Genomic DNA, 14,447 nt, shown 5'->3' on the forward strand with positions numbered 1-14,447 from the left:
TGCACAGTAGCACGGCGGAGTGCGGCGCCGCCCCCCGGACCTACAAGGCGGAGGTACAGAAGCTCAGCCGCCCCCTTCCTTCTGCGCCTCTTCCTGCCGCAGCGACGCGATGAAGCGCTTGGTCCGCTCGCGCTCGGGGCTATCGAACACCACAGAAGCCGGGCCCTTCTCGACGACGACACCAGCATCGAGGAAGACCACGTCCTGCGCGATCTTGGAAGCGAGCCGCAGGTCGTGCGTAGCCATCACCATGGTCGTGCCCTCGCGCGCAAGCTGGGCGAGCACATCCACCACTTCCTGCGCCAGTTCCGGATCGAGCGCCGAGGTCGGCTCGTCGCAAAGCAGCACGCGCGGCGATGGCGCCAGTGCCCGGGCGATCGCCACGCGCTGCTGCTGGCCGCCTGACAGCGTCGCCGGCCACGCATCGGCCTTGTGCGTCATGCCGACCTTTTCGAGCAGCGCCATCGCCCGCTCGCGCGCCTTTGGCTCAGCCCATTTCAGCACCGTCACCAGCCCTTCCATGACGTTCTCGATCGCCGTGCGATGCGGGAACAGTTGAAAATTCTGGAACACCATGCCGGTCTGCAGGCGGATGCGCTGGATGTCCTTTGCCGGCACCTTGCCGCCCGGATGGAATGCAATCGTCTCCTCGCCGATGCGCAAGGAACCGGAAGTCGGGATCTCCAGGAGGTTGATGCAGCGCAGCAGCGTGCTTTTGCCGCCGCCGGAAGGGCCGACCAGCGCCGTCACGCTGCCCTCGTCGAGGCTGACGGTGACGCCTTTCAGCACCAGATTGTCGCCGAAGCGCTTTTCGATGTTGGTGAGGCCGATCACGCGTTGGCCTCCAGGAAGCCGCCATAGCGGTTGAGCCGCACCTCCAGCCGCGCCTGCAGCGCCGACAGCACCGAGCTCAATGCGAGATAGAGCGCCGCCGCCTCGACATAGAGGATCAGCGGCTCGTAGGTGGTGGCGACGATGCGTTGCGCGGCCTGGAACATCTCCGGCACCGTGATGGCGGCCGCCAGCGACGTGTCCTTGACCAGCGAGATGAAGGTGTTGGAGAGCGGCGGCACCGCGACGCGGCCTGCTTGCGGAAGGATCGTGCGCCGCATCGCCTGGCTCCAGGTCATGCCGATCGAATAGGAGGCCTCCCACTGCCCCTTCGGCACCGAGCCTATGACGGCGCGGATGATCTCCGACGTATAAGCGCCGATGTTCAGCGTGAAGCCGATCAGCGCGGCGGGAAAGGCGTCGAGCAGGATGCCGACCGACGGCAGGCCGTAGAAGATCAGGAAGAGCTGCACCAGCAGCGGCGTGCCGCGAAAAATCCAGACATAGAAGCGCACCAGCGCAACCAGCGGCTTCGGGCCGAACAGCCTGATCAGCGCCGTGACCAGTCCGGCGATGAGCCCCAGCGCGAAGGACAAGAGCGTCAGCGGCACGGTGAAGATCAGCGCCGCCCATAACAGCGTCGGCAACGATTCCAGCATCAATTGCAGCCAGTGCGGCACGGAGCGCTTCTCCTTTCCGGATACGGCGGCACCTTCCCCCGTACGGAACGACTATCATGCAAAAACCGGCGGACCGTCAAAGCCGACCCCGATATCATGCAAAAAATGGCGGGCCGTCTTTGACGGCCCGCCTGTTTTCGAGCGAAAGGACGACTGCCTTAGTTCGAAACGTCCTGGCCGAAATACTTGTCGGCGATCTTCTTGTAGGTGCCGTCGGCCTTGATGTCGGCCAGCGCCTTGTTGATCGCCGCGACCAGTTCCGGGTCGCCCTTGCGCACGATGACGCCGGAATAGTCGGCGTTCTCTTCCTGCGCGGCGATCTTCACATTGGCGTCCGGCTTGTGCTTCTTGAAGTCGAGGAAGGACAGGCTGTCGTTGATGGTGGCGTCTGCGCGGCCGGTGAGCAGAAGCTGGATCGACTGGTCGAAGCCGTCGGTGCCGACCAGTTCCGCTCCGTTCTTCTCGGCGAGCTTGCCGAAATTCGAGGTCAGCGACTGCGCCGACTTCTTGCCCTTGAGGTCGGCGAAGGTCTTGATGTCGGTGTTGTCGCCGCGAACGATCAGCACGGCCTTCGAGGCGATGTAGGGATCGGAGAAATCATACTTGGCCTTGCGGGCATCGGTGATGCCGACCTCGTTGATGACGGCGTCGTAGCGGTTGGCGTCGAGGCCGGCGATCAAGCCGTCCCACTTGCCTTCGAGGAACTGCACCTTGACGCCGAGCTTGTCGGCGATGGCCTTGGCGATCTCCACGTCGAAGCCGACCAGCGCGTTGGATTCGTCATGATAGGTAAAGGGCGCATAGGTGCCTTCGGTGCCGACCTTGAACACGCCGGCCTGCTTGATCTGGTCGAGATTGGCGCCGGCATGGCTGGCGGTGACCGCCAGAACCTGCAGCGTTGCGCCGATAAGCAGCGATTTAAGCCATTTCATTTTTCTGTGATCCCGTTTTGACCGGTACCCCGGCTCGATTGTGCGAGCCGGAAACTGACAGATAGAAGCCTGCGAAATAAGGAACCAGATTTCAAATATCGGCTCTGCCAGAAATCTGGTTCTCAAAATCACTCGACAATCCGCCAAGCGGCATTCCCGGGGGATAACAAAATGTTCCCGCGGGCAACATTTGCCCCCTCGGGCGGCGGAACCATCGATGCGCCTGACACGTTGCATGGCTGTTGTAGGGCACGGCGGTGTCTTTTCAACCGCCGTAAACGAACCACCGCCAAAAGGAGCCGGCATGATAGAGGACGCGGCAGGACGGACACTAGTCCGGGCGGCAATGAGGGCTCCCTATCTCGAGCGCGACGAGGAGCATGTCCTCGCCTTGCGCTGGAAGGAAGAGAACGACCAGCACGCGCTGCACAGGATCACCGTCGCCCATATGCGCCTGGTCATCTCCATGGCTTCGAAATTTCGTCACTACGGCCTCCCGCTCGGCGATTTGATCCAGGAAGGCCATGTCGGCCTGCTTGAGGCGGCGGCCCGTTTCGAGCCCGCGCGAGAAGTCCGCTTTTCGACCTACGCCACCTGGTGGATCCGCGCCTCGATGCAGGACTACATCCTGCGCAACTGGTCGATCGTGCGCGGCGGCACCAGTTCGGCGCAGAAGGCGCTGTTCTTCAATCTGCGGCGTTTGCGCGCTCGCCTCGCCAATGGCGCCGAGCCGCTCTCCAATGCCTCGCTCTACCGCGAGGTCTCGGTTGCCCTCGGTGTGCCGGAGGCCGACGTGGCGATGATGGATTCGCGGCTGTCCTCTCCCGACAGCTCGCTCAACGCGCCCTTGGCCGACGAGAACGGCGCCGCCGAGCGGATGGATTTCCTGGTCTCCGAAGACCCGCTCCCCGACGAGATCGTCGGTGAAAGGATCGATGTCCAGCGCCGGGCCGTCTGGTTGAAAAGCGCGCTCGGCGCGCTCAACGCCCGCGAGCTTCGCATCATCGAGGAGCGCAGATTGAGCGATGACGGCGCCACGCTGGAATCGCTTGGCGAGCAGCTCGGCATCTCCAAGGAGCGCGTCCGCCAGATCGAGGCCCGCGCCATGGAGAAGCTGAAGCTGGCGCTGGTGAAGCAGAACCCGGAATTCCTGGCCGAAGCCGCCTGAGAGATAGCGCAACCACCAGAGATCGTTAAATCAGATATTTATTAAATATGAATATACTGCCATTGAGGCAGGGTTCTTACTTTCTCATATCTATCGACTGTGAATTCTTTAACAGACCATCGTAGCGCAATCGTTCTTGTTGAAGCCTCCAGATCAAACGGATGGGGGATTTGCCATGCTGCGATGCTGCGTGTTCCTTGCAGCCTTGATGCTCGTCAGTCTCACGATCGTCGAAGCGCATGCCGATCGAAGGGTTGCCCTTGTCATCGGCAACTCCGACTACCGCGAAATCCCGGCGCTCAAGAACCCGGACAAGGATGCCGAGGACGTATCGAAGACATTCCGGCTGGCCGGCTTCCAGGTGTTCGCCGCCAAGGACTTGACCAAGCTTCAGTTCGAAGAGCAGTTCCGCAACTATCTGGCGGCAGCAGATGGGGCCGATCTCGCGGTCGTCTACTATTCCGGCCACGGTTTTCAGATCGGCGGGGAGAACTTCCTGATCCCGGTCGACGCGTCCCTCAAGGATGCGGCCGACATGGAGGTCCAGGCCGTCAAGGTCAATGACATACTGCGGCAGCTGCGCTCGAAATCGAAGATCCAGGTGATCATCCTCGACGCCTGCCGCAACAATCCTTTTCCGCGCAAGGACTACTGGCTGCGCGACCAGTTGATCGTCGCCGACGGCACCGGCCTGGCGCAAGTCATAGGTTCACAGAACACGCTGATTGCCTTCGCCACTGAGCCGGACGCAGTCGCCTATGACGGATCCGGCGACCTCAGCCCGTTCTCGTCATCTTTCTCGCGCCGCGCGCTGGCGCCGAACCAGGAGATACGCTCGGTCATGGCGGCTGTCCGCCGCGACGTGGTCAAGGCGACCTCCGGCAAGCAGGTTCCGTGGGAGAACTCCTCGCTGATCGACGATGTCGTGCTGATGCGCGGGGCCGGGCAACCGGCGCAGCCGCCGCCCGACACCCAGCAGGACCAGCAGACAGCGGGACGCGGAATTGAGGTCGCCGCCGCCACCGAAGCGATTGGAAATCGCGACATCCGCGTCCCGGTCGGCGTCGGCCCGGTTCCGCTGAGACTGGACTTTCCGGCCAAGGATGCCTCGATCGGCCTCAAGCTTGCGAGCTACCCGGCAACCGGAACGCTCTCCTTGCCGGATCGCGTCCTGTCGCCGCAATCGAGCCTGATGGCCGCCGAGGTCGACAATCTGCGATACGAGCCGCAGATCGGTTCGGCCGCTCCCGTCGAAGTCGGCTTCCAGATCCGCGTGGGCAACGCCGTCAAGCAGGCGACGATGACACTGTCGCCGAACGTCGACCCCTGTGACCAGGCCGCCGGCGAGCCGCTCGACCTGCAGGGCGTCGTCCCAGGCCGCTTGCCGAACGAGATCGGCGGCGGGGCTGTCGAAGCCTGCGAGGCGGCGGTGAAGGCCTACCCCGACATTGCGCGCTTCCGTTACGAGCTGGGCCGGGCGTTGCTGGCGTCGGGCAGGATCGATGAAGCCAGGCAGGCGATCCAGCAAGCTGCGGACAAAGGACATATCCGCGCCCTGTTCGCGCTCGGCTCCATCGCCTCTTCCGGGACGGCTGTCGACTTCGCGAAGGCGAACGACCTCTATTCGAAAGCGTCCGACAAGGGAGACCCCTACGCCACGGCCGCCTGGGGGCGCGCTTTGTTCAACGGGCTCGGCGTCCAGCGCGATTCCGGCAAGGGGCTGGACCTGCTGCTCCAGGCGGCGGCGATGGGGCACATCGATGCCATGAAGGACCTTGCGGTGATCTTCAAGGAAGGCCGCAATGGCGTGCCCGCCGACCCGGCCCGCGCCCTGGCTTTCCTCAAAGCCGGCATGGAGCGGCAAGACATGTATTCGATGAGCCTCCTGGGCCTTCCCCTGCGCAAGACCGTGGCAGTCGCGTCGTGCAAGGTCCCGCCGAAAATCATCACAAAGGTAAAGGTGATCCGCATACCCGCACCGAAGGCGAAGGCCCCGAAGCCCCCAGTGACGTCAATCCCAAGGGGCGCCAAGCCAGGGCAGGACGGCCGGGCGTCTTGGCGCGGCAATGGCGGCGATCATTCCGATCCGCCCAGCAACAACACCGGCAAAAACACCGGCGACGGCATCAGCGGCAGCACCGACTTCTGATGGCGGCGACGAAAGCCTGGGATCGGCCAAGCGCCGGCCCAGGTTGCGGCCGCAGGCGGCCTGACGGCCTACCTGTCGGTGACGATCTTGACCTTGTCGCCGGTCGACACCGTGGCGCCCGGCGACATGGCGTTGAGCACCCGGAAGAGATCGAGCTTGCGGTCGACGCCGACCATCTGCGCGGCGAGCGAGCCCATGGTCTGGCCGGCCTGAACGGTGACGACGCGGATATGCAGCGGCTTCAGCGCTGCCTTTTCGGCCGGGCTCAGCACGCGAAAGGAACCGCTGACTGAGCGCGCGACCGGGTCCAGCGCGGTGCTGGCCGAGGGCGCCGCCGTCAGCAGCCTGTAAACCTGCCCGCCGGCGCGGATCACGGCGATGTCGAACTGCCAGCCTTGCGCGCTGGCATGCGCCGTCGCCGCCTCGTTGCCATTGACCATGTCCTGGCGCACGCTGGCATCTTCCAGCCCGGCCACCCAGCCGCTGCGGATATAGTCCGTGAGCGACACCGACTTGTCGATCGCCACGCCGTCGAAGCGGATGGCGATGTCGCCAGGCCCGGTCGCAGTGACCGCAGCCGCCGAATTGTCGATGACGAATCCCTCCGGCACCGTGAAGGAAACGCCGAGATTGGGATGCATGAAGGTCTGGCCGCGCACATAGCCTTCTTCCGGCGTATCGCCGTAGAGCAGGCCGTCGATGCCGGCCAGAAATGCGTCGCGGTCGCGCGTGCCGACGCCAGGCGGACCGAAATTGCGCGCAAGGCGCTGCGCCAGATCGATGCGCTGGGGCGTATTGGGGTGCGTCGCCAGGAAGTCGAGGCTGGCGTCGGTGGCGCCGCTGACCGAGCGGAAATCGGTATAGGCCGACATCGACTGCAGGAAGCGGCCGGCCGCATAGGGATCGTAGCCCGCTTCGCCGATCGACTTGATGCCGATGGCGTCGGCCTGCAGTTCCTGGTTGCGCGAGAATTGCGCGAGCCTGAGCTTACCCCTGATCAGCGCCGCCTTGGCGGTCGGGCTGTCGCCGAGCACGTCCGACACCACCTTGGTCGCGAGGCCTTCCTCGGCCTCGAGCTGCTGGCGCTGCAGCCCATGATTCGCCGTGACGTGGCCCATCTCATGCGCGATGACTGCGGCGAGCTCGGAGGAATCGTTGGCCAGCGCCAGCAGGCCGCGCGTCACATAGAGATAGCCGCCCGGCAGCGCGAAGGCGTTGACGTTGGGCGAATTGAGGATGGTGATGCGATAGGTCTGGGTCGGATTGGCCGAAACCACCGTCAGATTGCCGACGACCTTGGCCACCATGCGTTCGAGCCTGGGGTCGGAATACTCGCCGCCATAGGTGGCCAGGATGCGCGGATGCTGCGCCTTCGCCATTTCGGCGAGCTTGGCGTTGGCGGCGACATTGTCGACGGTGATCGGCTTGTCGGAAGGCTGGAAGCCGCTCTCCTGCACGTCCGGCGGCGTGAACATCTGGCAGCTGGCCAGCAAGGCAACGCTCGCCAGCGCGAAGAATCGTGCAAGCGGCCTCATCCACACTTTCTGAGCGCCGGTCGACAGATCGGCTTCCTTTCGAAATCTTTCGGCAAATCACTGTCCCGCCGGACCAGCATGGCTGGACCTAGCCATACTCCCCCGGACAAGGCAAGCAAACGCCGGATCGCCCATTGCCGGTTTGGCCGTAAATTATGTCCGCTTCCGGGCAATATGTTGTGATCCGGCAACGGTGCCGCCTCGATCGCCGATATAGCGCCTGAACCCATCCGGTCCAGATCGATCGAAGAAATCATCCGCCGGCCCGATTGCCGCGATCGCGCCTTCGTCGAGGAATGCGACGTCCTGGCCGATGCGGTGCGCATCTTCGGGCTGATGCGTAACGAACAGGACTGTCATTTTGCGCTCGGCATGGATGCCTGCCACAAGGTCGAGCATGTCGTCTCGCAGCGCCGGGCCGAGCGACGCGAAAGCTTCGTCGAGCAGCAATACGGGTCGGTCGCGCAGCAGCACCCTCGCCAGCGCCACGCGCTGCCGCTCGCCGCCGGAAAGCTCGCGCGGCAGCCGCTTTTCCTTGCCCGCAAGGCCAACCCGCGCCAGCGCCTCGACGACTGCCGCCCGATCGGCATCGCCGAGCCTGAGCGACGGCGAGCGGCCGAGCCCGACATTGGCCTCGACCGCAAGATGCGCAAAAAGGTTGTTTTCCTGGAACACCATCGACACCGGCCGCGCCGAAGGCGGCGCGTTGCCGAGATCGATACCGCCGATCAGCACCTTGCCTGTGCCGGGCGTTTCGAAGCCGGCTATCAGATTGAGCAGCGTCGACTTGCCGGAGCCGCTCGGCCCCATGATGGCGGTGATCCTGCCGGCCGCGAATTCGGCGTCGAAGCGGAAGGAGGCCTCGCCATAGCTGAACGAGACGCCGTCCAGCGCAACAGTGAGGCCCTTTTCCTCGGCAGTGCCATTGATGGTCGTCATGATCTTCCTTCGCGCCCAAGCCAGTCGGCGGCGACCACCAGCATCAGGCAGACGAGGCCGAGCAGCAAGGCAAGCCCCGCCGCGTCGGCTGTCCGGTAGCTGCCCATGCGCGCGAGCAGCAGGTAGGGCAAGGTCTGCACGGAATCGCTGCCGAACAGCGCGATCACGCCGAGATCGCCGAGCGACAGCGCCATGGCGAAGGCGAAGCCGGTGGCTAAAGGCCGCCTGAGCGACGGCCAGTCGATCAGGCTGAGCCGGGTCCAGCCGGATATGCCGAGCGCCAGGCAAAGCCGCTCATGGCGTTCGCTGGCCGCGTCATAGGCAGGGCGAATGGCGCGGATGGCAAAGGGCATCGCCATTACCGCGTTGACGGCGACGACCATGATCGGCGCGATGGCAAAGACATCGGTGACGTTGCGCAAGGCCAGGAACCAGCCCGCCCCAAGCACGATCGGCGGCACGACGAGCACGAAACCGGCGCCGGTGTCGGTGGCGTGTTCGAGCAGGCTCATGGCGCCACCTGTCCGGCGCCGCAGGGCCAGCGCGCGCCGCGCCGCAATCAGCGCCAGCGACAGCGCCACGCCGAGCAGCGCCGCGAGGAACGCGAGGCCCGCGCTGGTGGTGGCGGCCCGGCGCACCGCCTCTTCACCCGCCAACCGGCCGAGATCGGCCTCCAGGCCTGAAAACACGGTCGCCGCCATCGGTCCGGCGACGAACAGCAGGGCAAGCGCGATGAGGCCGGCGTTCAGCACGCCCTCCATCCGGCCCGCCGAAAGATAGCGGCGCGGCGCCACCGGCAGATTGGCGTCCCCGACCGTGTTGGCGCCAAGCCGCGTGAGCACGATGACCACGACGAAGGTCAGGGCGATCTGCAGCAGCGTCAGCACCACGGCGCGCGCGGGATCGAAATCGAAGCGCAGCGCCTGGTAGATGGCGACCTCCAGCGTCGTCGCGGCCGGACCGCCGCCCAGCGTCAGCACGATGGTGAAGGACGTGATGCAGAGCATGAAGACCAGCCCGGCAACCCCCGGCATGGCCGCGCGCAGCACCGGCCATTCGATCAGCCGGAACGCTGGCCGGGCACCCATGCCAAGCTGGCTCGCCAGCCGCCACTGGTCGGCAGGAATGGTGCCCAGCGCCTCGAGGAACAGGCGCGTGGCCAAGGGCAGGTTGAAGAAGACATGCGCGACGAGGATGCCGGAGAGGCCGTAGATCCCCGGCCACTCTGCGCCGCCAAGCTCGGCGAAGATGCTGGCAAAGTACCCGGCCCGTCCATAGAGCGCCAGGATACCGAGCGCGGCGACGATGGCCGGCAGCGCCAGCGGCACGGTGAAAAGCTGCAGGATAAGGCGACGGCCGGCAAAAGCCGGATGTCTCGACAAAGCCCGTGCCACCAGCAGCGCCGGCGCGACCGACAGCAGTGTCGACAGCAGCGCCTGCCACAGCGTGAAGCGGGCGACGCGCAAGAGGTAGCCGTCGAAGGCGGCGGCAGCGCCGGAGAGATCATGCGCGCCTTCGACGGCGAGGCCGATGAAGGCGCCACCGATCAGCACGGCTACGGCCGCAAGGGCGATGATGCCGGCGGTGACGCGGGAGTCAGGGTGCACGGCGGGTAGCACGTTGCACCTTGGTGGAATTCAGCGGACGCCGCGTTCCTTCGCGCCCCCCTCTGTCCTGCCGGACATCTCCCCCTCTAAGGGGGAGATCAGACGTCACGCCGGCCTTCGCCAATCTCCAAAGCTGCAGGATTGAGCAGGGCGCCAAAGCTGCCAATCTCCCCCCTTGAGGGGGAGATGTCCGGCAGGACAGAGGGGGGTGGCTTGGCGCGAACTTCAAAGGAATAGCGAACCTACTTGCCCATCACCGCCAGCCACTCATCCACCCAGGCCTTGCGGTTGGCCGCGACTTCTTGCGGGCTGAACAGCAAGGTCTTGGTCGGCTTCACCAGCTTGTCGAAGGCCGGGTTGAGCGGCTTGTCGGTCTTGCCGGCCGGGAACATCCAGTTGGTTTCCGGAATGACGTCCTGGAATTTCGGCCCGGTCATGAATGCGATGAACTTTTGCGCCAGCGGGTTCTTCGCGCCGGTCGTGGTGATGCCTGCGACCTCGATCTGCAGGTATTCGCCTTCCTCGAAGGATGCAGCCTGATAGCGCACGGTGTTCTCGGCCACCATGTGGTAGGCCGGCGAAGTGGTGTAGGACAGCACCATCGGCGCCTCTCCCTTGGTGAACAGGCCGTAGGCCTCGCTCCAGCCCGGCGTCACCGTCAGCACCTTCGGCTTGAGCTTGGCCCAGGCTTCCGGCGCCTTGTCGCCATAGACCGACTTCACCCACAGGAGCAGGCCGAGGCCGGGCGTCGAGGTGCGCGGATCCTGGATGACGATCTTGTCCGTGCCGCTGCCTTCCACCAGGTCCTTCAGGCTCTTCGGCGGCGTCTTCAGCTTCTGCGTGTCATAGACGACGGCGAAATAGCCGTAGTCGAAGGGCACGAAAGTGTCGTCGCTCCAGCCGCCGGGCACATTGATGCCGGACACGTCGCCATGCGGCGCAAACAGACCGCTCGCCTTGGCATCGGCGGTCAGATTGGTGTCGAGGCCGAGCACGACATTGGCCTTGGTGCCGGCGCCTTCCAGCTTGACGCGGTTGAGCAAGGCGACGCCGTCGGCGACCGAGACGAATTCGAGATCGCAGCCGCATTCGGCCTCGAACTCTTTCTCGATGGCCGGTCCGGGACCCCAGTCGGCGGTGAAGCTTTCATAGGTATAGACGGTGAGCTTGTCCTTCGCAGCGGCAGGCGCAACGCCTGCCAGAAGCGAAACAAGACCGGTTGCGAGAATGAGATGGGACAGCATCGCGCGCATCGGCGCCTCCTTCGTTCGAGTGACAAGGAATTGAGGCGCCGGATGGTCCGAAACGTCTAATCCCTCCGCCGGTACAAACCGGATCAGGTTCAGCGGGTTGGCTTGGTTGCCTCTCAGCCGGATCACGTCCGGCACCCCGTTAGAGCGTTTCGACAGATAGGCCGCGCCGAAGCGGCGCGCAAGCGGAAGTTTGCCCGGCAGCTAATGTTCGAGCGGGACCTTGGACGCGACGTGCGGCGCTACGCGGCTTCCGTTTCGCCCGGCGGGCTGGTAAGGGCGACGGCCATGGGCACATTCACCATCCTGCTTGGCGGCGACCTCATCCGCACGCCCCGGCTCGAACGCCAGATCGAAGCGTCGCGCATCATCGCCGCCGATGCCGGCATCGGCCATGCCCGCATGCTTGGCCTGGTACCGGAGCTCTGGGTCGGCGATTTCGACTCGGTACCGGCGAACCTGCCAAAGAATCTGGCCGCCGTGCCGCGAAAAGTCTTTCCGGCCGAGAAGGACATGACCGACGGCGAGCTCGCCGTCGCGGAAGCGCTTCAGCGCGGCGCCACCAGCCTGGTGCTGGCCGGCGCCTTCGGCGGCAAGCGCGCCGACCATGCCTTCCTGCATCTGACGCTAGCCCTGCGCTTGGCTGCGGCCGGCACGCGGGTGCTGCTGACCAGCGGCGCGCAGGAGGGCGTTCCCGTCCTGCCTGGCAAGGCCAGCTTCGACTATGATGACGGTACGCTGTTTTCGGTGCTCGGCTTCTCCGACCTGTCCGGCCTGACCGTTACCGGCGCCAAATGGCCGCTCGACCGCGTCGAGGTGGCGTTCGGCTCCTCGCTCACTATATCAAACGAGGTCGAAGGGCAGCTTGGCATCGCGCTGGAGCGCGGCCGGGCGCTGCTTCTGGCCCACCCCTATCCTCTTCCAGAAAGTTGACATGGCGCCGCCACTCCTCAATCTCGACGGCATTAAACTGACCTTCGGCGGCACCCCGCTGCTCGATGGCGCGGCGCTCAGCGCATCCGCCGGCGAGAAGATCGCGCTGGTCGGCCGCAATGGCTCGGGCAAGTCGACGCTTCTCAAGATCGCCGCAGGCATGATCGAGCCGCAGGACGGCGAGGTGTTCCGCCAGCCTTCAGCCACGGTCCGCTATCTGCCGCAGATGCCGGACATGGATGGCTTCGCGACCGTCCGCGCCTATGTCGAAGCCGGCCTCGGCCCGGCCGACGATCCGCATCGCGCCACCTATCTGATGGAGCATCTCGGCCTCACCGGCGAGGAGCGGCCGAACGACCTTTCCGGCGGCGAGGCGCGCCGCGCAGCGCTTGCCAGGGTCATGGCGCCGGAGCCCGATATCCTTCTGCTCGACGAACCGACCAATCATCTCGATCTTTCCGTGATCGAATGGCTGGAAGAAGAGCTTGCCCGCACCTCGTCGGCGGTCATTCTGATCTCGCACGACCGCCGCTTTCTCGAACGCGTCACGCGGGGCACGGTCTGGCTGGACCGCGGCCAGACGCGGCGGCTCGACAAGGGCTTCGCGCATTTCGAGGAATGGCGCGACCAAGTGCTGGAAGAGGAAGAGCGCGAGCAACACAAGCTCGGCCGCCAGATCGTGCGCGAGGAGCACTGGCTGCGCTATGGCGTGACCGCAAGGCGTAAGCGCAACATGCGTCGCCTCGGCGAATTGCAATCCATGCGCCAGCGCTTCCGCGGCCATCGCGGCGCCGAAGGCACGGCGACCATGGTGGCGAGCGACGCCGCCGAATCCGGCAAGCTGGTGATCGAGGCGAAAAACATCGAGAAGAGCTTTGGCGACCTCACCGTGGTCAAGGGCTTCTCGACCCGCATCCAGCGCGGTGATCGCGTCGGCCTGGTCGGACCGAACGGCGCCGGCAAGACAACGCTGTTGAAGATGCTGACCGGCGAGATGAAGCCCGATGCCGGCTCGATCCGGCTCGGCACCAATCTGGAAATCGCCACGCTCGACCAGAAGCGCGAAGCGGTTGATCCGGCGGAGACGCTGGCGCAATATCTCACCGACGGACGCGGCGAGAACCTCGTCATCAATGGCGAGCAGCGCCATGTCGTTTCCTACATGAAGGATTTCCTGTTCAAGCCGGAGCAGGCGCGCACGCCGGTGCGCGAGCTTTCCGGCGGCGAGCGCGCGCGGCTGCTGCTGGCCCGCGTTCTTGCAAGGCCCGCCAACCTCCTGGTGCTCGACGAGCCGACCAACGATCTCGACATGGAGACGCTGGAGCTGCTGCAGGAACTGGTCGCCGGCTTTGCCGGGACGGTGATCCTGGTCAGCCACGACCGTGACTTCCTCGACCGCACCGTCACCAGCGTGATCGCGCCGGACGGCGGCGGACGCTGGATCGAATATGCCGGCGGCTATTCCGACATGCTGGCGCAACGCGGCGGCACCAGGCTGGAGGATCGCAAGGCGCGGCCGAAGGTTGAGACGAGCGAGGCTGCGCCGAAAGCCGAACAAGCCGCGCCGAAGGGTCCGGCGAAGAAGCTCTCGTTCAAGCAGAAATTCGCGCTGGACACCTTGCCGAAGAAGATCGAAGCGGTGACGGCCTCGATCTCGCGGCTGGAGAATAACATCGCCGACCCCTCCTTCTACGAGCGCGATCCGGCCTCATTCCAGAAGACCATAGCCGCGCTCGACAAGGAGCGAACGACGCTCGCCGCGCTTGAGGAAGAGTGGCTGGAGCTGGAGATGTTGCGGGAGGAGATGGAGGGTTAGAACCCTTGCCTGCATGCGTTTATGCGCCTATTGTATGCGCATAAAGGACGCGGTCATGCTTCAATCAAATGAAAAATCGCAACGCAAATCGGTCAACACCTCGATTGATTCCAGATTGATCGAGGAGGCTAAGGCGCTGGGCATCAACATGTCCCGTGCCGCCGAGCAAGGGATCGCGAAAGCGATTTCCGCCGAAAAGACGCGGCGCTGGCAGGAAGAGAACAAGGCGGCGCTCGAAAGCTCCAACGAATACGTCAAGCGCAACGGTCTGCCTTTGGCCAAATATCGGCTGTTTTGATGGCCCGTTACGATTTCTACCGGATCGCAAGGAGCGACGGTTATCTTCTCGATGTCCAGTCCGACCTACTGGAACATCTGGATACCAAAGTGGTCGTTCCGCTGTTGCCGCCCAACATGGCACCGTTGCCTGCTCGCAAGCTGAACCCGGTCTTCAGGATCGATGGAGAGGACCATGTAATGGTCACTCAATTCATATCAGCTTTGACGGCTTCTGAACTACGAGCGGCGGAAGGAAATCTTTCCAGGCACCACGACGATATCGTCGCGGCGCTCGATATGCTCTTTCAAGGCTTCTGAGACGCCCTTA

General features: G+C 64.5%; 13 protein-coding genes and 1 riboswitch. Of the genes, 6 read left to right on the plus strand and 7 right to left on the minus strand.

Annotation, left to right across the window (positions count from 1 at the left end):
• Positions 1 to 63 precede the first annotated feature (63 nt).
• The 3 genes from AC0L2L_RS31470 to AC0L2L_RS31480 form a co-directional block, all read right to left on the minus strand.
• Positions 64 to 834: an amino acid ABC transporter ATP-binding protein gene (locus AC0L2L_RS31470; RefSeq protein WP_473583719.1), complete on the minus strand. Its 771-nt coding sequence runs from the start codon at positions 832 to 834 to the stop codon at positions 64 to 66.
• Positions 831 to 1,511, minus strand: a complete 681-nt coding sequence (locus AC0L2L_RS31475) for an ABC transporter permease subunit (RefSeq protein WP_027166691.1) — start codon at positions 1,509 to 1,511, stop codon at positions 831 to 833. Before AC0L2L_RS31475 ends, AC0L2L_RS31470 begins: the two co-directional genes overlap by 4 nt.
• 158 nt (positions 1,512 to 1,669) lie before the next feature.
• On the minus strand, positions 1,670 to 2,443 hold the full coding sequence (locus AC0L2L_RS31480; RefSeq protein WP_473583720.1) for an amino acid ABC transporter substrate-binding protein: 774 nt from the start codon (positions 2,441 to 2,443) through the stop codon (positions 1,670 to 1,672).
• A 304-nt stretch (positions 2,444 to 2,747) separates the two neighbouring features.
• On the opposite strand from AC0L2L_RS31480, the gene AC0L2L_RS31485 reads away from it, so the two are divergent.
• Together AC0L2L_RS31485 and AC0L2L_RS31490 are read left to right on the plus strand one after the other, a co-directional pair.
• A complete protein-coding gene (locus AC0L2L_RS31485; RefSeq protein ID WP_027166693.1) occupies positions 2,748 to 3,611 on the plus strand; it encodes an RNA polymerase factor sigma-32 in 864 nt (287 codons plus the stop codon).
• Positions 3,612 to 3,819: 208 nt separating this feature from the next.
• Positions 3,820 to 5,760, plus strand: a complete 1,941-nt coding sequence (locus tag AC0L2L_RS31490) for a caspase family protein (RefSeq protein WP_473583721.1) — start codon at positions 3,820 to 3,822, stop codon at positions 5,758 to 5,760.
• A 68-nt stretch (positions 5,761 to 5,828) separates the two neighbouring features.
• Here AC0L2L_RS31490 and AC0L2L_RS31495 read toward each other — a convergent pair whose 3' ends face one another.
• The 4 genes from AC0L2L_RS31495 to thiB form a co-directional block, all read right to left on the minus strand.
• On the minus strand, positions 5,829 to 7,295 hold the full coding sequence (locus AC0L2L_RS31495; protein WP_027166694.1) for a M48 family metalloprotease: 1,467 nt from the start codon (positions 7,293 to 7,295) through the stop codon (positions 5,829 to 5,831).
• 153 nt (positions 7,296 to 7,448) lie between these two features.
• On the minus strand, positions 7,449 to 8,234 hold the full coding sequence (thiQ, locus tag AC0L2L_RS31500) for a thiamine ABC transporter ATP-binding protein (RefSeq protein WP_473583722.1): 786 nt from the start codon (positions 8,232 to 8,234) through the stop codon (positions 7,449 to 7,451).
• Positions 8,231 to 9,841, minus strand: a complete 1,611-nt coding sequence (gene thiP / locus AC0L2L_RS31505; RefSeq protein ID WP_473583723.1) for a thiamine/thiamine pyrophosphate ABC transporter permease — start codon at positions 9,839 to 9,841, stop codon at positions 8,231 to 8,233. Before thiP ends, thiQ begins: the two co-directional genes overlap by 4 nt.
• A gap of 242 nt (positions 9,842 to 10,083) precedes the next feature.
• Complete coding sequence (thiB, locus tag AC0L2L_RS31510; RefSeq protein ID WP_473583743.1) at positions 10,084 to 11,085, minus strand: thiamine ABC transporter substrate binding subunit; 1,002 nt, start codon at positions 11,083 to 11,085, stop codon at positions 10,084 to 10,086.
• A gap of 52 nt (positions 11,086 to 11,137) precedes the next feature.
• Positions 11,138 to 11,243: riboswitch (TPP riboswitch) on the minus strand.
• Positions 11,244 to 11,379: 136 nt separating this feature from the next.
• Between thiB and AC0L2L_RS31515 the strand changes: the two genes are divergently transcribed.
• From AC0L2L_RS31515 to AC0L2L_RS31530, 4 genes are read left to right on the plus strand one after another with little or no spacing between them, the layout of a single operon-like run.
• Positions 11,380 to 12,024, plus strand: coding sequence for a thiamine diphosphokinase (locus AC0L2L_RS31515; protein ID WP_473583744.1), 645 nt, complete (start codon positions 11,380 to 11,382; stop codon positions 12,022 to 12,024).
• 1 nt (position 12,025) lies between these two features.
• The gene (locus AC0L2L_RS31520; protein WP_473583724.1) at positions 12,026 to 13,840 is read left to right on the plus strand and encodes an ABC-F family ATP-binding cassette domain-containing protein; all 1,815 of its coding nucleotides are present in this window, start codon (positions 12,026 to 12,028) and stop codon (positions 13,838 to 13,840) included.
• 55 nt (positions 13,841 to 13,895) lie between these two features.
• Complete coding sequence (locus AC0L2L_RS31525) at positions 13,896 to 14,138, plus strand: type II toxin-antitoxin system CcdA family antitoxin (RefSeq protein ID WP_473583725.1); 243 nt, start codon at positions 13,896 to 13,898, stop codon at positions 14,136 to 14,138.
• Positions 14,138 to 14,437 (plus strand): CcdB family protein, encoded by a 300-nt coding sequence (locus AC0L2L_RS31530; protein ID WP_473583726.1) that lies wholly within the window; start codon positions 14,138 to 14,140, stop codon positions 14,435 to 14,437. The genes AC0L2L_RS31525 and AC0L2L_RS31530 overlap by 1 nt, the downstream gene beginning before the upstream one ends.
• Positions 14,438 to 14,447 lie beyond the last annotated feature (10 nt).

This window comes from Mesorhizobium sp. WSM4832 (genome assembly GCF_055811115.1).